The organism is Pedobacter sp. V48 (assembly GCF_000523515.1).
In the GTDB taxonomy this organism is placed as follows: Bacteria; Bacteroidota; Bacteroidia; order Sphingobacteriales; family Sphingobacteriaceae; genus Pedobacter.
Genome location: NZ_AWRU01000002.1, coordinates 91,303 through 114,127, shown reverse-complemented (window position 1 = coordinate 114,127; position 22,825 = coordinate 91,303). Strand labels below are relative to the sequence as shown.

General features: G+C 38.9%; 20 protein-coding genes and 1 pseudogene. 3 read left to right on the top strand and 18 right to left on the bottom strand.

Annotation, left to right across the window (positions count from 1 at the left end; genetic code table 11):
* Window positions 1-43: 43 nt before the first annotated feature.
* The 4 genes from N824_RS01890 to N824_RS01875 all read right to left on the bottom strand — a co-directional run bounded on the left by N824_RS01890 (window position 44) and on the right by N824_RS01875 (window position 2,928).
* Entirely contained in the window at window positions 44-421 is a 378-nt protein-coding gene (locus tag N824_RS01890; RefSeq protein WP_048903453.1) for a GntR family transcriptional regulator, read from the bottom strand.
* Window positions 422-436: 15 nt separating this feature from the next.
* Window positions 437-1,285 (bottom strand): hypothetical protein, encoded by an 849-nt coding sequence (locus N824_RS01885; protein WP_048903452.1) that lies wholly within the window; start codon window positions 1,283-1,285, stop codon window positions 437-439.
* Between the two features lie 6 nt (window positions 1,286-1,291).
* Window positions 1,292-2,119, bottom strand: coding sequence for an ATP-binding cassette domain-containing protein (locus N824_RS01880; RefSeq protein ID WP_048903451.1), 828 nt, complete (start codon window positions 2,117-2,119; stop codon window positions 1,292-1,294).
* Window positions 2,120-2,667: 548 nt separating this feature from the next.
* Window positions 2,668-2,928, bottom strand: coding sequence for a helix-turn-helix domain-containing protein (locus N824_RS01875; protein ID WP_048903450.1), 261 nt, complete (start codon window positions 2,926-2,928; stop codon window positions 2,668-2,670).
* Between the two features lie 375 nt (window positions 2,929-3,303).
* Here N824_RS01875 and N824_RS01870 point away from each other — a divergent pair, with 375 nt between their 5' ends.
* Window positions 3,304-4,110, top strand: coding sequence for a sigma factor-like helix-turn-helix DNA-binding protein (locus N824_RS01870; protein ID WP_048903449.1), 807 nt, complete (start codon window positions 3,304-3,306; stop codon window positions 4,108-4,110).
* 922 nt (window positions 4,111-5,032) lie between these two features.
* Entirely contained in the window at window positions 5,033-5,212 is a 180-nt protein-coding gene (locus tag N824_RS32930; RefSeq protein WP_200869793.1) for a hypothetical protein, read from the top strand.
* Between the two features lie 584 nt (window positions 5,213-5,796).
* Here N824_RS32930 and rfbA read toward each other — a convergent pair.
* The 14 genes and pseudogenes from rfbA to uvrB form a co-directional block, all read right to left on the bottom strand.
* Entirely contained in the window at window positions 5,797-6,657 is an 861-nt protein-coding gene (gene rfbA, locus N824_RS01860) for a glucose-1-phosphate thymidylyltransferase RfbA (protein ID WP_048903448.1), read from the bottom strand.
* Between the two features lie 37 nt (window positions 6,658-6,694).
* The gene (locus tag N824_RS01855; protein WP_048903447.1) at window positions 6,695-7,273 is read right to left on the bottom strand and encodes a DUF3109 family protein; all 579 of its coding nucleotides are present in this window, start codon (window positions 7,271-7,273) and stop codon (window positions 6,695-6,697) included.
* Window positions 7,274-7,279: 6 nt separating this feature from the next.
* Window positions 7,280-8,056, bottom strand: coding sequence for a DUF3108 domain-containing protein (locus tag N824_RS01850; RefSeq protein ID WP_048903446.1), 777 nt, complete (start codon window positions 8,054-8,056; stop codon window positions 7,280-7,282).
* Window positions 8,057-8,086: 30 nt separating this feature from the next.
* Window positions 8,087-8,602: a DUF2480 family protein gene (locus N824_RS01845; protein ID WP_048903445.1), complete on the bottom strand. Its 516-nt coding sequence runs from the start codon at window positions 8,600-8,602 to the stop codon at window positions 8,087-8,089.
* 64 nt (window positions 8,603-8,666) lie between these two features.
* The gene (locus N824_RS01840; RefSeq protein ID WP_048903444.1) at window positions 8,667-10,763 is read right to left on the bottom strand and encodes a SurA N-terminal domain-containing protein; all 2,097 of its coding nucleotides are present in this window, start codon (window positions 10,761-10,763) and stop codon (window positions 8,667-8,669) included.
* A 127-nt stretch (window positions 10,764-10,890) separates the two neighbouring features.
* On the bottom strand, window positions 10,891-11,463 hold the full coding sequence (locus N824_RS01835) for a hypothetical protein (protein ID WP_235206964.1): 573 nt from the start codon (window positions 11,461-11,463) through the stop codon (window positions 10,891-10,893).
* Window positions 11,463-12,773 (bottom strand): outer membrane protein transport protein, encoded by a 1,311-nt coding sequence (locus N824_RS01830; protein WP_235206963.1) that lies wholly within the window; start codon window positions 12,771-12,773, stop codon window positions 11,463-11,465. Before N824_RS01830 ends, N824_RS01835 begins: the two co-directional genes overlap by 1 nt.
* Entirely contained in the window at window positions 12,736-13,491 is a 756-nt protein-coding gene (locus N824_RS01825; RefSeq protein WP_048903442.1) for a type III pantothenate kinase, read from the bottom strand. Before N824_RS01825 ends, N824_RS01830 begins: the two co-directional genes overlap by 38 nt.
* An 80-nt stretch (window positions 13,492-13,571) precedes the next feature.
* Window positions 13,572-14,480 (bottom strand): DUF6427 family protein, encoded by a 909-nt coding sequence (locus N824_RS01820; RefSeq protein ID WP_235206971.1) that lies wholly within the window; start codon window positions 14,478-14,480, stop codon window positions 13,572-13,574.
* Between the two features lie 101 nt (window positions 14,481-14,581).
* A pseudogene (locus N824_RS01815) lies at window positions 14,582-15,568 on the bottom strand (glycosyltransferase family protein).
* Window positions 15,569-15,685: 117 nt separating this feature from the next.
* Window positions 15,686-16,537 carry a UDP-2,3-diacylglucosamine diphosphatase gene (locus N824_RS01810; protein ID WP_048903604.1) on the bottom strand — a complete coding sequence of 284 codons (852 nt, stop codon included), beginning with the start codon at window positions 16,535-16,537 and terminating at the stop codon, window positions 15,686-15,688.
* Between the two features lie 2,794 nt (window positions 16,538-19,331).
* Window positions 19,332-19,592 (bottom strand): DUF4834 family protein, encoded by a 261-nt coding sequence (locus N824_RS01800; RefSeq protein WP_048903439.1) that lies wholly within the window; start codon window positions 19,590-19,592, stop codon window positions 19,332-19,334.
* A gap of 167 nt (window positions 19,593-19,759) precedes the next feature.
* Window positions 19,760-19,960, bottom strand: a complete 201-nt coding sequence (locus tag N824_RS01795) for a YwbE family protein (RefSeq protein ID WP_048903438.1) — start codon at window positions 19,958-19,960, stop codon at window positions 19,760-19,762.
* On the bottom strand, window positions 19,960-21,996 hold the full coding sequence (gene uvrB / locus N824_RS01790; RefSeq protein ID WP_048903437.1) for an excinuclease ABC subunit UvrB: 2,037 nt from the start codon (window positions 21,994-21,996) through the stop codon (window positions 19,960-19,962). Before uvrB ends, N824_RS01795 begins: the two co-directional genes overlap by 1 nt.
* A 173-nt stretch (window positions 21,997-22,169) precedes the next feature.
* Between uvrB and upp the strand changes: the two genes are divergently transcribed.
* The gene (gene upp / locus N824_RS01785) at window positions 22,170-22,814 is read left to right on the top strand and encodes a uracil phosphoribosyltransferase (protein ID WP_048903436.1); all 645 of its coding nucleotides are present in this window, start codon (window positions 22,170-22,172) and stop codon (window positions 22,812-22,814) included.
* Window positions 22,815-22,825 lie beyond the last annotated feature (11 nt).

The window sequence follows — 22,825 nt, the reverse complement described above, 5'->3', positions numbered from 1 at the left end:
GTATTTTTTTAGTGGTTTGCAACGTCGTTAAGACATCTTGAACCTAAGGGTTAGTAAATGTTTCTTTAACAAATTTCTCATATTTAGTTTCCAGCTCTTCAAAACCAATATCCAGGAGATAAAGGTTGCGAAAGAATACAGGAAGCTCCTGGTCCATAAATTGGACTTTACGGTAAAGCTTTATCTGCTTAATGGCGTCCTCCGCTATAAAAAATCCGATACCTCTTTTGTTGCTAAGGATATTTTTATTCTGAAGAAGCTCGTAAGTACGCATTACCGTATTAGGGTTAACTTCCAACGATACGGCCAACTCCCTTACCGAGGGTATTTTTTCTTCATCTTTCCATTTGCCCAACAAAATATGTTCACAAACGTAATCCCCTATCTGAAGGTATATTGCCTTATTATCTCTAAATTCCATGTTTGTGTAATTTAATTAAACCTCTTTCTCTTTTACGCGAAAAAAGGTTACAGTCCAGAAAAACAATGTTATCAACGCGGTCCCAATTAGTACGTAACCCAACATTTCACCGCTATGGGATCTAAATCCGAAATTAGCCGAATCCTGTACCTTATTAAACGTTAGCCATCCTGCTACTTTGATCATTGTATATATAAGTGCTGTACAAAAGAGCATGACTACAACTGCAGTTTTTATGTAATGAAACCTGCTAAAGTAAGCTGAGCCCAAAAGAAAAACACTGGTAATTACGAATGGAAAAAGAACAAGGCTTTGCATTTCTTGACGATCAAAAAAATCAATAAAAAAAGGTTTTACACTAAGTACAACAGTTTCAGGAGCTGATCGCATGTCTGATGTTATGGTATAGCTAATCTGGCCAACGATTTTTTGCAAATAATTAACAAAAAGCATATCAGTCAGATAAAAAATCAACAAAAAACTAAAAACACTAAGAATGCTCGTATAAAATACTCCGCAAAGCCATTTTTCTAATGTTGAAGCCGGAGTCATTAACTCGATTATTGCTTTAGACTTTTGTCCCAACAATGAAAAATACCCGCTGGCGATGATACTGATAAACATGAAACCTAGCGTAAGGAATAAAGGAAGTCTAAAGTTCAGATTTACATATCCATCATTGTTATGTTGATAAACTGAAGAGAGATTGGTTGTGTGTAAATCTGGCTCTGGCAGGGCATAAAAATAAAATGCAATGACTGCACCTGTTATCACCAGCAGACTGATCAGGTATATTTTCCCAAACTCAAGCCATTGTCTTTTTACCAATAACCAAAAACGATTGAAATTAAATGAGTTGCTCATAGCGCGTTAATTAAAAATGGGTTTAAGTTTTTTCTTTTCTGCAATAACAGCATTGAACAAAAGCTCAATATCCATCTTGCTATCTTCCTGATGAAAGTTAGGAACAACTACGTTATATCCCGATAATGCCGGCTCGGCGTAGATCACCGTTTCATCTAACTCCTTCATCTTTTTAAAGGTTAGTTTTTGGGTGATTTCTTCAATAGATGCTTTTAATGAGATTGTGCTTTCATCCAACATAATTACTGTATCAATTAAATTATCGAGATCACGTACTTGATGGGTTGATATCACAATGCAGCGATCGTCAGTTAAAGCGGAAGCCATCACTTTACGGAATTGCGCTTTTGAAGGGATGTCCAAACCATTGGTTGGCTCATCCATGATCACCAGTTTTGCTTGGGTGGCCAAACCAAAGGCAATAATAAATTTCTTCTTTTGTCCGTAGGACATGTTTACCAACTTGTTGCTAATCGGAATGTTAAATTCCTCTAATAACACATTCAAATAGGCATAATCAAATTTCGTATAAAAGGGAGCATTTGCCTTTATATAAGCATCAATTTTGATTGATGGGAGATAAAACTCCTCAGGAATAAAACAAATGTCAGCTAATAGCTCCGGTTCTCTTTTGGCGGGATCAAATCCCATCACTTTTAAAGATCCGCTTTGTGCATATACCAAACCTGCTATATTTTTCAATAGGCTAGATTTCCCTGCACCGTTTTTTCCCAGTAAGCCATAGATATGACCAGCGCTGAGCTGCATACTCATGTCTTTAAAAAGCAAATTATGCTTACTGTAACCAAAATTAAGATTGTTAATTGTTATCATCACTACTGTATTAGTTAAATAATACACTAATGTATAATGTAATTTTATGATATCCTAATAATTAGGAAAATATTTTTGGACTACTTCAAATACGTAGAGTCACATAAACAGATATTTATATAAACCAATGCTCTTCTGTTTAAAGATTTAATTTATAAATCTTTAAACATCCCAAAACTGGGATCTATAAAAATGAATGAATAAGACATCGGTAAAAGCGGAGAATTCAAATAGTTATTTTTTATCTGTTGATAGCATATAAAATTCTACTAAAGAGTTTGGCTTGGCAATAACGTTATTGTTTAGCCATCACTTTGAAAAAAACTGACTAATGGTGCACATGGGGTAACTAAAAAGCCGTTACCAATTGCGGCTCAAAATTGAGATAAACATAAAGACTAGACAATTAAACTATGATGCAACTTTACAATGAACTTATTTATTGCTTTACCTTTTCGTTAGATAGCGATTTAAGGCCGTCGATAAGTACTTTTGTCTAAATGTCTGTGGCAAGATCAATTCTCACCCTCAATTTTAGATAGTGGAGATTATATCTGAATATTCTCATAATCCTGGTTAAAAAAATCACCTAAGCTAATTTTAAGTTTATCAAGTATTTTAATTAACGAGCTAATTCTTAAATCTTCCGATCCGGCCTCATATTTTCCATATTGAGAGCGATTCAATTGAAACTCATAAGCAAATTCATCCGAATTATTAAATCCTCGTTCTTTTCTAATCTGCTTAAGTCTCAATCCAATTTTCTTAACATCCAGTGGTAAATCACTTTTCTTCTTACTCCCAGCCATTCTTACTTATTTATACCCCTAAACTGGATAAAATAGAAGGCAAATATTACTCTTAATAAAGATACTCTTAATTAGGAGACTATTAAATTATTATGTATCTTAGTCTTAGCGTTTTTGCAATTAACTAATTTATGACATGATATAATTTATAAAGATTTTTAGAAGAGTCTTGCGGCGATTATCTGAGGCCGTTTACGCAAGACAGCAGAGTATCCCAAAATCTATGCGTAGTTATGCTATCTTTGCGTATCGAAATAGATTTGGGGTCTGCTGTAATTCCGTGTAAACATAAGGCCTCAGAAACTTTAAGTCGCCACGGTTGGCAGATCCCAAATCTATTATCTGCCAATTCGAGACTCGTATGAAATACGAGCTATGAAATACAACAGATTAACTGAAAACCAACATTATTTCCTCAAATTTAGTCAGGGTGATGAAAAGGGCCTAGAATACTTCTACAACCGCCTCTACCCTCCTTTATTCTATAAAAGAAGGAGGTACATTAAAGATGATACCAATGCGGCCAGCATCGTCAGCGAAGCCTTTCTGCGTCTCTGGCTAATCAGGAACAGCATCACCGACCCCAGCCACATTGAAACCTTCTTGAGTGACACCACCATCGAAGCCTGCAAATCCTATTATAAAACTTCCAGTCACAATTTCCAGCGGAATATGCTCAGGCTTGATGAGATCGAAAACTACCAGGAATTCATGGGAGGCTTCGATCCTGAAGAGGAATTGGATCCCGATGACATCTTCTATCAGGAAGAACTTGATGACCGCTTAAAGCTGCAGTGGCAGCAGGTTGAAGCAGTCATTCCCAACCTCACTGAAAATCAGCAACTGTTTATCAAGCTCTGCCTGAAATACGCTTTCAACTATGAGCGTATTGCCTGGCATATTGGTGGCATCTCTGATTATCAGGTAGCCACAACGGTCGAGAAAACACTGGAAAACTTAAAGTCCATTCTGACCAGCTCACAAAAACTGGAGGCTACTGGAAAGACCACCAAGTTCAAATTCGAAGGTGACCTCTGCGAAGAGCAATCCAGGATCCTGCACATGCGCTACGAACTCCAGTACAGCTTTGAAGAGATTGCCAGGCAAATGAATTTAAGTCAGCAGCACATTCAACGAACCTTCGCTCAGGCCTGTACCAAGATCAAAAGAATCAAAAAATAAGCTATGGAAAAAGAGACCATGATCCTAACCCGCAAGATCCAGCTGCTGATTAATTCCGAGGACAAAGAAGTGATTAAGGCAGCAAAGGATCAGTTGTACAGCTGGCAGCGGATTTGTTTCCGTGCAGCCAACATGATCATGAGCCACCATTTCGTCCAGGAACAGGTAAAAGATTTTTTTTATTTAACAGAGGAAATCAAGCTTAAAATCGCTGATAAAAAGAAAGAAGAAAACGGCATTTTAAAATCGTCCAGGCAAAACACCACCTACCGGTTACTCTCCAATCATTTTAAAGGACAGATTCCTACAAATATTCTAAGCTACCTAAACAACACCCTGATTTCCTCTTTTAACAAGGAAAAGGTGGCCTATTGGAAAGGTGAAAAATCGCTACGTAACTATAAAAAGAATATCCCCTTGCCTTTCGGGGCGGAAGTGATTTCAAAGCTAAGCCATACGCCGGATGGACGAAATTTTTGCTTTAAGCTGTTTCAGATTCCTTTCAGGACCTATTTGGGTAAAGACAGATCAGATAAAAAAATCTTGTTGAACAGAATTCAGGGTGGCGCCCTAAAACTCCGGGCAAGTCATATACAGTTAGATCAGGGTAAAATCTTTTTGCTGGCAGCCATTCAGATCGAAAAGGAACAACATCGTTTGGATACCTCTGTTATTGCTGAAGCATTCCTATCTATTGAACACCCCGTTACCGTTAAAATTGGCAGCCAGGAACACACCATTGGCAACAAGGAAGAATTCCTACACCGGAGAYTAGCCATACAGGCGGCGATCTACCGGGTAAAGAAGGCGGTTACYTTYAAYCGGGGTGGCCAYGGMCGCAAGCGAAAAANGAAAAKCNCTGGAWGATTATCAGCATCAGGAAAGAAAATATATTGACTATAAACTCCATGTGTATAGCCGCATGCTGATAGACCTGTGTGTAAAGCATGAGGCGGCAACCCTCATCCTTGTCAATCAGGAACTAAAGGAAGAAATAGCCAAGGATGATCAATTTTTATTGCGAAACTGGAGTTATTACAGCCTGAAAGAAAAAATTGCCTATAAAGCGGACAGAGCAGGGATTCAGCTAGTAGTTGAGTAGAGGTGTCAGGCCTGTGCTTGATGGTGATAGGGTTAGTTCTTTGAGAAGAAGATATTTAATATGGAGGCTGCTTGCACAGCCATAGGGTGAGGKTAYTTTAACACTCACTGAATTGTTTAAGTAGAAATGTCTATTAGTTGGCATCACCTATCTTGAAAGCAATATGCAATGCTCTATTGTAAGTCCGTTTCAGAAATGCATGTCCTCTGGGCATGACAAAACGTAGATTCTGGTAATTGATTAGACCTTGGGTTGATAGATATACCATCCGGGAAGGTTTATCTTTTTTCGAATTCAAAAGAATAACAAGCTGTTTGCATAGAAATAAGAGGCTGCTTGTACAGCCATAGGGTGAGACTAAAACTGTACTCACTAAGTCCAAAAGATAATACAACCACCATGGACTCTATTGATTTGGAATATACAGCCACTGCCGCAAAAATGCCTTTTTATTGATATTGGTTTACCCCTGCATGTATCAATGAATCAAAACATGCAGGGTAAAAAATCCGCTGACAGATGCATACAGCGGCATGGAATTACATTTACAACTGGTTGAAAAATTGTGATTTATAAAAAGATGGCTATCTTAAAATCTTCAACAAATACGAGCCATACCCACTTTTCACTAAAGGTTCTGCTACTTTTCTTAACTGCTCTTTATCGATGAAGCCCATTCTGTAGGCTACCTCTTCGATACATCCGATTTTTAATCCCTGACGTTCTTCAATTACCTGTACAAATTGTCCCGCCTGCATTAAAGAAGCAAAAGTACCCGTATCTAACCAAGCAGTACCCCTGCTCAATACACCAACCTTTAACTTACCCTGTTCCAGATAAACTTTGTTTACATCTGTAATTTCGTATTCCCCTCTTGGTGAAGGTTTGATGTTCTTAGCAATTTCCACAACAGAGTTATCATAGAAATACAAGCCAGGAACTGCATAATCTGATTTAGGCTGAGCTGGCTTCTCCTCGATTGAAATCGCTCTATTTTGATCGTCAAACTCCACAACACCATAACGTTCAGGATCAGAAACCCTGTAGGCAAATACAACACCACCATCCGGATCTGCACTAGATTGTAATAACTTAGCCATTCCGTCACCATAGAAGATGTTATCTCCCAGGACTAAAGCAACCTTATCATTTCCAATGAAGTCCGCTCCAATTACGAATGCCTGGGCCAATCCGTTTGGCTGCTCTTGTACTGCGTAAGAAAACTTACAACCAAGGGCACTACCGTCACCAAGAAGTTTTTCGAAATTAGGAAGATCGTGAGGTGTTGAGATAATCAGAATTTCTTTGATTCCGGCCAGCATTAATATAGACAATGGGTAATAGATCATCGGTTTATCATAAACCGGCATCATTTGTTTACTCATTACCAGGGTTAAAGGATGCAACCTTGTGCCACTTCCCCCTGCTAAAATTATTCCTTTCAAGTTATAGCGTTTGTTTGTTTAAAAATCTATTAAGGTGTTAACTATTTAAGTCTTTATCCGAAGATACATTATCTTCCAGCTCTTTAAACCATTCTGCACCATATTTCCTGGTCAAAGGTCCTTTTAAAAACTGATAAACCGGTACTTTTAACTCTCTTCCAAATGAACATGCATCATGGCAGATGTGCCATCTGTCGTAATTTAACACTTCAAATTCCGGGTATTGGGTCACTCTGATCGGGTATAGATGACAAGAGATCGGTTTTTGCCAATCAATTATTCCCTGCTCATATGCCTTCTCAATTCCACACTTTGTAATTCCATTCTCGAATGTAACATAAGCACACTCTTTGTGCCCATCTACGCATGGGGTAGTTAAATCGCCATCTGCATCAACTACAGATGTTCCCTGCTCTTCAATTGCGGCTATTCCTTTAGGTTCAAGCAAATGCTGAATCTTTGGATAAATTTCTTTAAGTATTGCTGTTTCTGCTACATCTAAAGGTGCACCAGCATCACCCTCTACACAACAAATACCCTTACATTTGTTGAGGTTGCACACAAAGTTCTCCCTGATCAGGTCTTCATGCACGAGGGTATTTTGTACTTCTATCATCTTCGTCTATTTTACTATAGCCAAGGGATACCTTAATCCATCGGCCGATTTAATTTCCATTATTACTGATCCTACCAGAATCTCTACCTGAGCCTTTACAGGCACTCTGTTGCCATCATCGGTAATCCACAGGTATAATTTACTGTCTTTACGGAATATCCTTCCTGGCTTTATGGAAGGGCTAAATTTCAGACAGCTTATCTTCCCAAGCTTAGTCTTTATCACTTCCTTACCTAAATATTGTATTTGGAGCTGACTGATCTCATCGCTTAGAAAATAGTTTAGTTTAACAAAATCACCGGATTTCATTTTAGAGACATCAAGGCTCCTGGCAAAATAGTAAGAAGAAACCAGGTCGAATGTTTGACTGCTAGGGGCAATAAAAGTACCCTTTGTAGCCACTACTTTCCTTTCATCCTGATTAAATCTGGCTTTGTCTTGTCGCCTGTAACCGCCTTCCCTGATATTCTCCTGAAAGAAATAAGGTTTTAAATTAACCATATCTATATAGGAATCATAATGATCTCGGATCTTATAAAAGACATCAAAGGTTCCTGATGTTACCCCATCAACACTTAACCTATAAGTAGGTTTACCATCAAATTTAAGGTCAGAATTAAGCACTTTTAAGGTCCCTTCTGCTGCGGTGATAAATCCATATTTTAATTTATAGGTTAAAACCTCTCCGGGTTGAAACACGGGTTCCTTTACAAAAGGTAACTCCTGGGCCGCAGCGCTAAAGCTTAGGAATGCAACAACAATAAACAATAGTGATTTTCTCATACCTAAGCTAAAACAAAAAACAATCCAAAATTAATCCTTTCGCTTATATATGGGCACCGTAGAACATGGCTCTCCATACATAATGCTTTTTACAACTGGCGTTAGCAGATTAGTAATCTCTACATAAGCTGCAACAGGCAGATCAATATCTGCACAACCTTTTACGACCACACGTTCACCGGCAAAAGCATTAAGATCAATCTTTGCCAGGGCTTTAGTAAACAACACGGCTTCTAATGTTTCAAGGCTACCAAATACAACCTCATTTGCATATGGTCTCATTTTGTTAGCCAACAGCATATAAGCCCAGGTAGGTACTATAGCATCAGCACTACAAGTGATTGCTACATTTTTACCCTTATAAGCGGTCCATTCGTGCGTTTTTATAAACTCTCTGAAATCTTTCTCTCTTAACATCAGTCCGTGAAAAAGATTATCCTTAATATCATAAACAACTCTTTCTCCCTGATTAAGGTAATCTTCAAGGTTAAACGTAATTAAACCGCTGGCCGCTACTTTATTGACAAAATTTTCTTGAATCTCCATCGCTCTAAAATAAAAAAACCGGAAGTAGACACTACTTCCGGTTACAAAATTACGTAAAATAAGATTAATAGAATTTCACCCTATTGTCTTTTATGTCGCTTTTATCTTGTAATGCCTGGAATGCCGCACCTAAAGAGCGCTGAGCAGTAGCCTGCATCATTATTTCTTTTTGTTTATAAGTATTCGCTAACGGCGCAGGATTCGTAAATCCGTCCACTGAGAATGCATAAACACCACGCTCGCCATCAATTGCTTTAGAAAGCTTACCTGGTTGAGATCCAAATACCGCTCCAACCACTTTATTTTCCTGGCCACCGCCTGGGATAATAGGATTAGAGAATACGATGTTTTGAACAGGTGTTGCCGGTTTAGCTAGTTTTTGCGCTACCTGATCAATGTTGGCAGCACCTTGTAATGCTTTGTCAATTTTTTCTTTAAGCATTTTAGCCTTAACCAGGTTACGAACCATTGGCTCAATATCTTTCTTAACTGCTTCTAATGGCAATGTTCCTTTTGGTCTGATATCCGTAACACGCGCTACTACAAATGAATTATCCATTTGATATACCTGATCTAACACATCTCCTTTTTTAGCATCATACGCATCACGAATTAACTGACGTGGATTGTCTAAGCCTGGAGCGAAACCTTGTGTTGGTGTAATTTTATCAGCTACACCTACAGTATAACCTTTTTTCTGAGCAAGCTCAGAGAAACTGCCACCTTTAACTTCACTTAAGAAGTTACTTGCTTTTTTATAGGCAGCATCTTTAGTTTTATTACTTGCCAATAAGCTCTTCTCGATGTAAGCCAGTTTAGCCACTTTTGAAGAACCAATTTGTTTCTCGATTTTAATTAAGTGTACACCAAACTGTGAGGTTACCACTTTAAGGTCGCCAACACTTCCGTTAAATGCAGCATTCTCAAATTCAGGTACCATTTGGCCACGGGAAAAAGTACCAAGATCTCCACCTTTATCTTTAGATCCGTCTACGCTGTACTGAGCGGCTAAAGTAGCAAAGCTTGCACCTTTTTGAATCAGTCCTTTTAACGAATCGGCCATTTTTACAGCTTTATCTACACCACCAAGTTTGCTGGCATCAAGTAGGATATGGCTTGCTTTAACTGAATCAGGAGAGAAACGGGTATCTATAACTTTAACCAGTTTGTAAGAGTTACCCGAGAATTTAGGTCCGAAGAAACTTCCTGCAGGCAGGTTAAATACTACTGAATCTACAGCAGGATCTAGTTTACCTTTATTGATATAAGTGTATGGAACTTTAACGTCTGAGTTAACCGCAGCAAAAAGAGAATCGTTAGCAGCTGTTTTAAAGTCTGCTGCAAGTTTCTCCACCTGAGATTTAACCGCTGCAGAATCTTCTTTAGTTGGGCTAACACTGAAAGACACATACTCAAACGCACGTGTTTCTGTAGGGTTTTCAAAACGTTGTTTGTTATCGTTATAGTAATCTGAGTAATCAGATTCTGCAATCTTTACGCTTGCGTCAGGAATAGATGCATATTCAAGACCAACATATTTGAAGTTAGCCAGTTTATTACGGTTTACATATTCATCATTAGCTTCTAATGAAGTTACATAAACAGCATTGCTGATCATCTTAACATATTTTTGTTGTAATGCTTGTCTTTCTATTTCAGCTTCAACAGCCTGTAGCTGTTTAGCCATGTTAGGATCTTTATAACCTTCTTTAAAAGTTCTGATCACCTGAGCTCTATCAACCTGACCAGTTTGAGGGTTTCCAAAATATTGTACAATTATCGGGCTTGGATTGTCTCCCTTAATCAGGTCAGCCAATTCATCACCAGAAACGTTTATACCTAAACGGCTATACTCTTTTCCTAAAAGAACTCTTGCTACTTCACCTTGCCACACATTATCAACCGCCATAGCCTGCATTTGGGCGTTGCCTGAACCGCCATATTGTTGTTTGAACTGAGCAAGGCTTTGATCAACCTTAGCACCAAACTCATCTATGTTTATATCCTCACCATCAACAGACCCCACAACTTTTTGAGAAGCAGCCCAGAAAGGCTTACCTACGTTAATTGCATCACCAACCAAAAATGCAACAATTGCAAAACCGATGGCTCCTATCAGAATATAGCCTGCGCGATTCCGCAAAAATGTCATTAAACCCATAATATTCTTATTTATAATTTTTTTTAAGAGGGCGCAAGATACAACTTTTGCTAAAAAAAGAAAATATTAAATTGTATTTGAATAAGTATTTAAAAATTAGGGAAATAAGGCCCCTAAATAATTGTGCTTATTCTCCGAAATTATCCGGCACATAGGTCTCGCCCGATCCGTTTTTCCAGTTGATAAAATTGAAATCTTCAGTAGCTGTAAAGTCGACCGCGTTAAGCACTGTACCGTCTGGTTTTGTAACCACTCCTTTTGGAGATAAAAACAGTTTCTTGTTTTGATCCCAAACCAATTCTTCGGTATTAAAGGTCATGTTCTCGTTAACAACAACAACGTTTCTTTTGAAGATGGTCAGCTTCTCGGTATCCTTCATAATCGCATAATCCGAGGTAATAGATCCCTTGATCTTTGTGGTGATTTCGTCGATGAAGTTGATTTTTACACCTTTTGGCATTTCCTGATAAACGGCACCATTGGCAGGAGTAACTTTATCTAGAATAGGTGCAAACCCTTGTGCCTTAACTTTAGCGGAGTCACTATAAATAATGTCTACACCTGTAGTACGGTCCCTGTTTAAAGCAACCTTTTCAGATAGCTTTGCGGCTTTCTTCAGGTCGTCTTCCCCGCAGGAGCTTAAACAAATTTGCAGCAGACAAAGTATAACACTTCCATATATTATACCCCGGACTTTCATTAGTCGAATTTATATCTTCTGAACCAGGTATCGTTAAGTGTAAATCCTAGATGGAAATTAATATAGTTCTCCTGGATAAGCCCATTAGTTAGTGATCCTCTTTTTCCTACTTCAGTGGTAAAGTTTAGCTTGTAGAAAGAGCTTCTGCTAAGTGCTAAAGGAAGCCCTACACCAAAGGTGACTGCCATTTGCTTCACGTCCTGATTATTTAGCTGGATATAGGTTTTATCATACTGGAATCCCACACGATAATCTACATGTTTAAAATATCCCGAAACGGCGCTTGCATCCGGCGTGATTTGTCCACCTGCCGAGAAACCCCAGCTGTCCTGCAATCCCTGATTAACACCATCCATGCTCAATTTAGACCACTGACCCATTCTATAATCGGCACCAATCATCCATTTGTTATCTCTTTGGATAGAGATCCCGAAATTGTGCATTAAAGGAAGTTTCATTTTAGCTGAGCTGTTTTCAACTATTTTAACGGTATCAACTTTTGGCAACTCATTACCTTCATTATCCCTTTGATATAAGGTAGTTAAGAAAGTCTTTTTGTAATTAACTGACGAAGAAGAAGATCCCGAATAACCCAAAGTAATGCGCTTTCTTGTTCCCAGTGGGATTTCATATTGTGCTCCGTAAGAAAAACCTATTCCGCCAACACTATTCTTTTTAATGTTACGGCTATTACGGGCAACCTGATTAATTGGCTCTAAAGAGGCGCTTTCCTGTAAATTTCCAAATATATATTCGATGTTACCACCAATTCTGAAATGATCTCCGAATTGCTGTCCGTAACCAAAATATGCTTTTGTTAAGTTTCCTTCTCCTGAATACAGGTAATTTACGCTGTTTGTGTCCAATTTATCACTAACGCTATATTCGTAACCAAGCTCCGTAAATGGCAACAAGCCAAAGCTCAATGCGGATTTGCCTGATATTACCGGAAAAGCAAGTGCAACGTGACTAAGCGTACCGTTAAAACTGCTTTCAGATTTTGAACCATCTTTTAGGGTAGTAAAAGCTCCGCTTAAACCCATATCAAGTGTGGTCATTGTGATTCCGGAATAGGATGCGGGATTCTGCATATTTATGTTGCTAAATCCACTGGGTTTATAAACACCGGTGGAAATACCACCCATTGCCTTAAACTGAGGAAGTAATGCTCCTTTTACGTTTCCAAGTCCAAATCTGGAGTATGGCGACTGTGTTGTAACCTGCGCATTAACAGAAATACTGGTAAGCAATAACAATGCTGCCGCTATATAATTAATCTTTTTGTACATATTCAAAAGCAATGACTTCATTTAATCCTTTTAATACTAGGTATGGATCGTGTATAATTTGAGGCGCAAAGATGCTGTTTTTTAATTGTTTCAGCAAAAAAGCTGCATCTCCTCCTGTCATTAGTACCGTCAGATCCTTATTTTCTTTATTTTTATGGGAAATAAATCCCTCAACTTCATTAATTACGCCTTGTAAAACTCCGCTTTTAATAGCAGTAGGCGTATCTTCACCGGCTGGTATCTCTGTCTCACCCCTATCCCACTTTACCAGGGGCAATCTGCGTGTAAAATGATGTAATGCCTCAAAACGCATGTGTAAGCCTAAACTTATACTACCTCCAAAATAGGCATCATCGCTATCCAGCAAATCATATGTGATGCAAGTTCCTGCATCAATTATAAAACAATTTCTTTTGGGATAATAATAATGGGCTGCAATAATCTTTGCCCACCTGTCCAAACCCAGCGTAGAAAGCGTCTTATAGTGATTCTTGATTCCAGTGTTTATCCTTGTAGAAAACTCAATATAATTTGTGTTCTCTTTTAAAACACCAATGATATCTTCAAATTCAATGGCTACACTTGAAATTGTTGAATTACTAACCTTATACTGCTTAATTAAACTTATCAGCGCCTCAGCCGTTACTTGTTTCAGCGTTTGATATTCAACCAGCTTCCGGTTATTAAAAACAGCCAGTTTACTATTCGTGTTACCAATATCTATGACAAGATTATGCATTCAGGACAGCTACTCCAAACTTCATTGCACAAAGCTATTAATCTTTAGCAAGTTTCAACATTTCAAATTGTTAAAAAAAGTTAAACAAACAAAAAGTACTGAATGGCAAAAACAAGGATCAGAAACAGACTTTCATAAAACCATCTTTTTTTCGCGTTTGAGAAATAGTATGCCAATAAAACGGCCCCCGGGGGCACGCATAATAAGAAATGATATAACCTGAAATCGGGTTTGGTATAAAAACTGACAATGCTAATGATGAACATAAAGAAAAGCATCTGAAATGCTTTTCTTGTACTGATGAAACTTCTAAAAAAGTTCTCGCGTAGCTGCAAAGTAGCCAGAACGATCATCACTACCACCGGAACCAATACCAGGTAATCGTTGTAATTGATTGTAAATACGGAAGGGAATTTATTGGTTAGCGGTAGCCAGATTTTGTAGAACATGGACAAATTATCATTCCAATAATAGTAAACTCCAACGAAGAAAAATATGGTTAAAAAGCCAACCAGGCCCGAAATCCACTCCCGCCAGCTAAACGACCTATACAACAGTAATGTAAACCACAGCATCGCCAGCATGACGATAAAAGGAAAATAAATAAGCGTTCCGATAGCGATGATCATCCCTACATCAAACATTGTCATGATTGCATTTAGAGACTTCGCCATCTTCAGAAACTTATCCATTATCCATATCATGAGGAAATTACAAATCAAAGTTGGACTCAGAATGAGAAAAGGCATAAACAAACTCGAAGCGGTAACATATAACAATGCTGGTAAATACCCCGGTTTACTTAGCAAGCCATGGTTGTTGACCACCCTGTTAAACAGGATTGCCTGGACAAAAATGATTATCCCTGCAAAAAAAACATTGCCTGCAGGCGAGAAAGTATTTTGAAGGGGTATCTGGAGAAAGAATTTAGTATATGGTTCCAGGAATTCAAACTGAAGCGATGGAGGTAGGTCAGCAAATATTGCCATGCGCATAAAAAAAGTATATGCGAATAATATGAGCAGGTTTATAGGGTTTAAATTTCTAAATTGATTGATCATGCCTGTATATTAAGGCAAAGTAAAGCAAATTATCTGGCAAACTGCTTCACAACTTTATCAATTACCGCAGCGGTTTCATCAGGAAAATAAAATTGATGCTCTTGAGGATTGCTCACCCAGTTTTTAATAATAGGCAACCAGTTTTTATTACTTCCCCATATTACGGGCAGCCCAAATTGCTTTAGTGCGAAAGCATTACATTGCTGTTCGTACTGAAATTTCATGGGTGCAACAAGCAACTTTTTGCCCATATGCAATGCTTCGGCCGGGCCTTCAAATCCGCCACCTGTAAATAACCCTTCGCAGGAAGCCAGGCTCTTATTGAACAATTCATTATTCACCGGATGAACAGCCACATTTTCATCATTATAGGCCACTTTGGTATGTTTAGAGAAGACCTCCCATTTGATATGCGGGATTTGTTTTAAAATAGGGACGAGAAATTTATCGTCTATTGCAGGCAGGTAGACAGTATAGTGTCCCAGGTTTGAGACAATCATATTCCTGATTTCGGCACGAATTACCGGCGTATAAATGAAATCATCATACCTATCGAAATGAAAGCCAACATAGTGAGAAGCAGGAGCATAATATTTCATAACCAGCTGCGCCCAGTCTATACTTTTAGGCTTAGGGACTTTTTTAGATTGAAAGGAGGCCTGATGGCTTAGCCCAACACTCTCTATTCGCTGCCGTCTACAAGCCCAGGCAGTTACCGGCTCAAAATCATTAAGGATCAGGTTGTACTGTTTAAGCGGCACGCTGCGCATGTCTTTAACAAAGCGGGGAAGATTCATTTCCTTCCAGGTCTGGTAATGATTTACACCGCCTTTTTTACCGAAGATAAAGCTAAWSSSAWGNAGCKKMKWSTWSRSMTGCTGTGTTAATTTAACATCTGCTTGTGTTCCACTAATTAAAAGATCTACATCTCCATATTGCTGCAGCAATGGCACAATTTCTCTAGCCCGGCTAATGTGTCCATTGCCGGTTCCCTGAATGGCGTAAAGTATCTTCATTCGCACCGAATATCTGTAATTTTCGTCAGAATATATTGCTTTTTTATAAGTTATGAAGCTCGCATGAGCTGAATTCAAAGTAAAAGAATAAATGTAAACTCATGCAGGTTTAACGCGCTAGGCAATTTCTAATTTAATCTTTTGCAATAAAGTATTGATATCCAATTTACTGTGAAGATCTTCACTATCAGACAAAACACCTTCTTCTGCTTCATCCTTCTCAAAGTCCTTTTGATCGTACTTAAAAATCTTCCAGCTTTTATCGTAATATTCTAGTGCTGTTAAATTTTCAACCCAGTCGCCACTATTCAGATAAGTTACTTCACCATCTTCTGTGGTAATGGTACGCATTTCAGGTTGATGAATGTGCCCGCAGACAACATACTGGTAACCTTTCTCTACTGCAAGTTCTGCAGCGGTGTATTCAAACTTATTGATGAACTTTACAGCATCTTTAAACTTGGCTTTTATCTTTTTAGAGAAACTCATTTTCTCGCTTCCTATAGAAGTAAGGCACCAGTTGACAAAACTATTTATCAAGATCAATGTATCGTAACCTACTGCGCCCAGCTTGGCCAGCCATTTAGAATGCTGCATGGTTACATCAAAAACATCACCATGAAAGAACCATGCCTTTTTTCCATCGAGTTCCAGGATCAGCTTATTCTGAAGGTGAAATGCACCTAAATGCATGTCGGCAAATTTTCTCAGCAATTCATCATGATTACCTGTTAAATAATATACTGGAACGCCCTCTACTACAAATTTCATTAGTTTTCGAACGACCTTCATATGGGTTTCTGGCCAGTATCTTTTACTAAACTGCCATACATCTATGATGTCGCCGTTCAGCACCAGCATTTTAGGTTTAATGCTTTTAAGGTATTTTAACAATTCTTTGGCGTGACAACCATATGTCCCAAGGTGAACGTCGGAAATTACAGCTATATCAACTTCTCTTTTAGATATCATCTTCCTCCATKRTYWRYYCSWAYRKKCTKARMRMKRAWNCTWSKANTTGCMWTSWMWCAYRMTAWKARAAASAAWWMNARCNATAGGATATTAGTTTATTATACAAATTTGCAACACATAGATTAACAAGGCGTTAAGAAAACATTATGATTAACCGGAGGGGCAAAAAAAAAGGCCGCCACTTTTTAAAGTAACGGCCTGTGTAAAATTTTATAAACGACTATTATTTAGCTGCTTTTTTCTTTCTCTTATCGTCATAGAAGGCAAATCCAAGACCAGCTACTAAAAGGATAGAACCGGCCAAAGAGATTTTTTCACCCAAATAATATGAAGTTGGCTCAAATTTAAATTCAACTTTATGGTTACCCGCTTCAAGCTGCGCAGCACGAAGTACATAATCTGCTCTGAAGTATGGTTTCTGAACCCCATCAACATACATATTCCATCCTTTATCGTAATAAATTTCAGAGAACACAGCAATGATATCACGAGGAGCGCTGTAAGAGTAAATCATATGATCGGGGCTATAGCTATCCAGCTTAATGGAAGCCGTTGGATCTGCCCCAACATTCTTAGAGCTGATCTGATCTTTGTATCTGACATCAACAATAGCTTCTTTTTTAGGATCAAAGCTGCTAATTGCTTTCATTTCCTCATCCGCATCTTTAACAAACTGGACGTTCTGAACAATCCATACGTTTCCTGCTGCTGTTGCATTATTTTTCATCTGGTAAGATCCGTTTTTAGGATCCTGGGTGATGATATATTTCGTGTTCAGCATGTCCAGCACATCCTGGTTAACACTTTTGGTAAGCTGGTTGTCTATCAGTTCCTGATATCTTTTCAGTTTTGCTGCGTGATACCCGCCGATGGTTTTATGGAAAGCAGAAGTACTTGCATCGGAGAAAGTATTAATGGTTAAATCCATTACCCTGAAATCAGGATCCTTATCTGAAGAGATGAAAGTATCCACTTCACGTGGTTGGAAATGGTTATTTAAATCCGTTTTACTAGCAAAATTACCGTTGTTCAGATAACGGCGATCTACCTGCCACATGTCAATCATAACGGCGCATCCCAACAGGATAAAGGCAAGTTGCATGTTGATCTTTTTAGTGATAAGTGCCCATACCAAAGCGTATCCAACAGCAATAAACAGGAATGAACGAATGGCATCTGCACGTGCAATATCAGCCCTGTCGGCAATAAGTGCATTGGCGATAGATTGCGCAACGCTGGCATTATTTTGAAGCATCTGTGTAAGCGCCTGTACCATTAACTGATGATTAGCTGTAGTGAAGCTAAACAGCGCAGTAGGCATGATGGCCACAATTAGTGCAAAACCACCAGTTATCCCACCTGCGATCGTCAGTTTTTTAACAAGTGTTTTTTGATCATAAGTGCCTTCCTGAGCTTCTTTAATGGCAAGAAAAGCTAAAACAGGGACCATTAAACCAACAAGGGCCAGAATAGACTCAACTGCTCTAAACTTGTTATACAACGGGAAATACTCGAAGAAAAGGTCAGAGATCAACGGGAAGTTCTTTCCGAATGAAAGGAACATGAAAAGAATGGTTGTACCGAGTATCCACCATTTTAATCTGCTTCTCACGATCAATAAGCCAAATACAAACAGGAAGCATACGATAGCACCAAAGTAGTACGGGCCGGATGTTCCCGGTTTTTCGCCCCAATACTGTTGCAAGCCGATTTGTCCGGCTAACTGGCCAATTGCCTGAGTAGGATCGCCTCCGGTTATACTTTGCAAAGCTTTATAAGTGTGGCTTTCGGGCTTTACCAGTGCATCGATGCTAGTTGCACCACCATAAAGATCCGGGATCAGGAAAGTAAAACTTTCGCCAATACCCTGACTCCAGCCATATGCGTATTCTTTTGATAAACCATTTTTCTCTTCTGCCGCATCGGTAGTTAAGTTAGATTTACCCCTGTTAGATTCTTTACCGTACTCGTAAGTAGTCCATAATTTGCCTGTATTAACCATAAACGCAACCAGCATCCCAACGGCCAAAAAGCTTAGCGCCTTACCCAATTCGGCAAGTTTCTTAGCTTTCACAGCATGGTAAATTTCAATACTGATGAATATTAATAAAGCAATCATCAGATAATACGTCATTTGAATGTGGTTTGACCTGATCTCTAATGCAAGGAATAAAGCAGTTAAACTTGCCCCTACCCAATATTTACCTCTGAGGGTTAAAATTACACTGGCAATGATGGGTGCACAAAATGCAATAGCAAGGGCTTTGTTGCTATGCCCTGCAGCAATAATGATAAAATTATACGATGTAAAGGCGAAAGCTATTGCTCCCGCTGCTGCCAGCCATGGGTTGATGCGCAGCACGATAAACAGGAAATAAGCACCAACAAGGTACAGCAAAACAGAATCTACCGGGTCAGGAAAAATAGTTTTAATTAGGGAGATCACGTAAGTTGCTCCATTATACGGATGCTGAACCCAAATCTGGTATGCAGGCATACCACCAAAAATCTGGTTAGTCCATAATGGACCTTTACCATCCTTTTCCTTGTAGTGCATGATTTCTGTGGCGGTTGCCTTAGCTCCCAAAACGTCTCCCTGAGCAGGCGCCTTACCTTGCAGGACAGGACTGAAGTAGACAAAACAGATGATTATAWAARATCSNAAKARYGKCCAGGTGTATGCCATTTGCTTTTAACCAATTATTCATTAAGGTTTGTTTATGATTTAAACTAACCCCAAACTTAGATAAAAATTCCTTTTTAAAAAAAATAAAAAACTGGCAAAAAACGGCTATTTTATCTCTTCGTAATCAACAAAATCGCCTAATTTATCTGAATTCCCCTTCTTTTCTCTAGGTGGTACATATTCGATTGAGATATCGCCTTCTGGCTTTGAATAGCGTTGATTGTTCGGCTGGCGAGACTGGTTTGCAGCTTGCTGCTGAACTTTACTAAACATACTTCTTAATACTACAGGAAATATTAAACGGAGGATCATCCGGATAATATACATGACCAGTACCGATATTAATATGAATTTTATAAGTCCCATTTCTTTATTTTAATATTTACAAATTTAAGTAAAACTGTTTAATTACAGCCTCACTAACCTCCCTGCAACCTTTGAAAAGAGGTTTATTGGTAAAATATAGACACAGTTGCGATATCAATATTACAAACGCAATTAGATTATTGCAAAGCAATTACAATATACCTTATTTATTCTTCATCAACAATAGCGGCAACTCTGCCCACCTGTCCGTCTTCCAACCGAACCTTAATTCCCCTGGAGTGGTATGGTGCTGAGGTTAATAAATTACTTACAATACCTCTTGTTAAAGTACCGTTACGCTGATCTTTTTTCAATATGATATCCACTTCTAAACCCGGATATATGTCTTTTCTATTTTTTCCGTCCATTATTTACCAAATCTTTCTTCAAACATTTTTTCCATTGCAAACATCTCATCTCTCAATCTTGCGGCCAACAAGAAGTCCATTTCCTTTGCTGCCTTAGCCATATCCTTACGCGTTTTATCTATCGACTTCTGCATTTCGGGCTTAGTCATATACTGAACAATCGGATCTGCAGCTATACTCACTTCATCAACCTCGACATAAGCTTTTGCACGGGTGGCATTGCCAGAGAAATCCAATACTGATGTTTGCTCAAGTATTGCTTCCCTGCTTTTGCCTACGGTTTTTGGAACAATATCATTTTCCAGATTATAGGCAATTTGCTTATCTCTTCTTCTATTGGTCTCCTCTATGGTTCTTGCCATAGAGTCCGTAATTTTATCGGCATACATGATTACCCTTCCCCTATCATTACGCGCAGCTCTTCCGATTGTTTGAATTAATGCACGATCGGAGCGAAGAAAACCTTCTTTGTCGGCATCCAGTATGGCCACAAAAGAAACCTCTGGCAAATCTAACCCTTCTCTTAACAAGTTAATTCCTATCAGCACATCAAACTCACCTAACCTAAGCCCCCTTAAAATCTCTACCCGCTCCAGTGTTTTTACCTCAGAGTGAATATAACGGACCTTAATGTTTAAGCGGTCCATATACTTGGTCAATTCCTCGGCCATTCTTTTTGTTAGCGTAGTTACCAATACCCTATCGCCCATTTTAATGGTTTTGTCGATTTCGTCAAGCAAAYSRYCTWYCTGGTTAATTGCCGGACGAACCTCAATCAAAGGATCTAACAACCCTGTGGGGCGAATTACCTGCTCCACATAAATCCCATCAGATTTTTGCAGTTCATAATCGGCAGGCGTAGCACTTACATAAATTGTTTGTGGTGCCAAACGTTCGAATTCATCAAAATTAAGTGGGCGGTTATCCAGCGCCGAAGGTAAGCGGAAGCCATATTCCACCAGCGACATTTTACGTGATCTGTCCCCGCCATACATTGCCCTGATCTGAGGAACAGTAACGTGACTCTCATCAATCACCATCAAATAATCATCAGGAAAATAATCAAGTAAACAGAAAGGCCGCATTCCTGGTGAACGTCCATCGAAAAACCTTGAGTAGTTTTCAATCCCTGAGCAATAGCCCAGTTCTTTCATCATTTCGATGTCAAAATTCACCCTTTCTTCCAGTCTTTTTGCTTCCAGCAATTGTCTGTCGTCAATCAATTGGTTTTTCCTGATCTCCAGTTCTTCCTGGATACCCCAGATGGAGGAGTTGAACCTGTCCTTTGGTGTTACGAACAGATTGGCCGGATAAATAGCCATATCTTCCAGCTTCTCTAGTGTCTTCCCGGTTACAGGATCAATAGCGCTAAGTTCTTCGATATCATCGCCAAAGAATGAAACACGATAAGCAGTATCCAGGTAAGCAGGAAAAATATCTACTGTATCGCCTTTTACCCTAAACGTTCCTCTCTTAAATTCATTTGTAGTACGAGCGTATAAAATCTCGACCAGGCTATGTAAAAATGAATTGCGCGAGATCCTGGTTCCTACTGAGAAGCGAAACACGGATCTCGAAAAATCTTCAGGATTACCCATACCATAGATGCAGGAAATAGAGGAAACCACGATTACGTCTCTACGGCCAGACATGAGTGCCGAGGTCGTACGTAACCTTAATTTCTCTATTTCTTCATTTATACTAAGGTCTTTTTCTATATAGGTATTGGTGCTGGGCATAAAAGCCTCAGGCTGATAATAGTCGTAATAAGACACAAAATAGTTCACGGCATTTTCTGGAAAGAATTGCTTAAACTCACCATAAAGCTGTGCCGCAAGCGTTTTATTGTGGCTTAGGATCAGCGTAGGTTTTTGCGTTTGCTGGATTACATTGGCAACAGTAAATGTTTTACCTGAGCCGGTAACCCCTAAAAGCGTTTGATAATGTTCATTTCCGTTAACACCTTCAACGAGTTGCTGAATGGCATTAGGTTGATCGCCCGTTGGTTTATAATCTGAAACAAGTTGAAATTTCATCCGTGTTTTTTATGATTTTTAATAGTAAGATGATGCCTGGCATAATTTTCAAATTTACGAAAAAAAGTACACATCGGCCATGCAACTGTGACCCTGGAGCTGGCAACTGTAACACCTTTAACTTAAAAGAGCAGCCAATTGTTTTAGAGGGCAATTTTGTTTAAATTTATGTGATGATATTCGAACTCAGCAAAATAAATTCACATGCCAATGTTTTCATCTCGGAACTTCGAAATGAAAACATCCAAAAAGATGCCATGCGTTTCCGCAAAAATATGGAACGTATAGGTGAGTTTTTTGCTTACGAAATCAGCAAAACCCTTGAATACATAAAAACGGAAACTCAAACCCCACTGGGCATTGCACCAAGTGTGCAATTATTAGATCAGCCGGTTTTGGCTACTATATTGCGTGCAGGACTCCCCCTGCATCAGGGATTGCTGAATGTTTTTGATCAGGCGGATGCTGCTTTTATTGCTGCTTACAGAAGAACCCACAAAAGCGGAAGTTTTGAGATACAAATGGAGCATATTTCCTCGCCGGATTTAACGGATAAAACCGTGATCATTGCTGACCCCATGTTGGCGACCGGCCTTACAATGGTACTTTGCTGCAAGGAATTAATACGAAGGTACCCACTCAAAGAGTTACACATTGTTTCGGTAATTGCAAGTACCGAGGGGGTTAGACATGTAAGGGCAAATTTACCCAAAGCTAAGTTATGGCTTGGCGCTATTGACGAAGAAATGACCAGTAAAGCGTATATTGTGCCCGGATTAGGCGATGCCGGAGATTTGGCATACGGACTTAAGCAGTAAGGCGTTTTTAC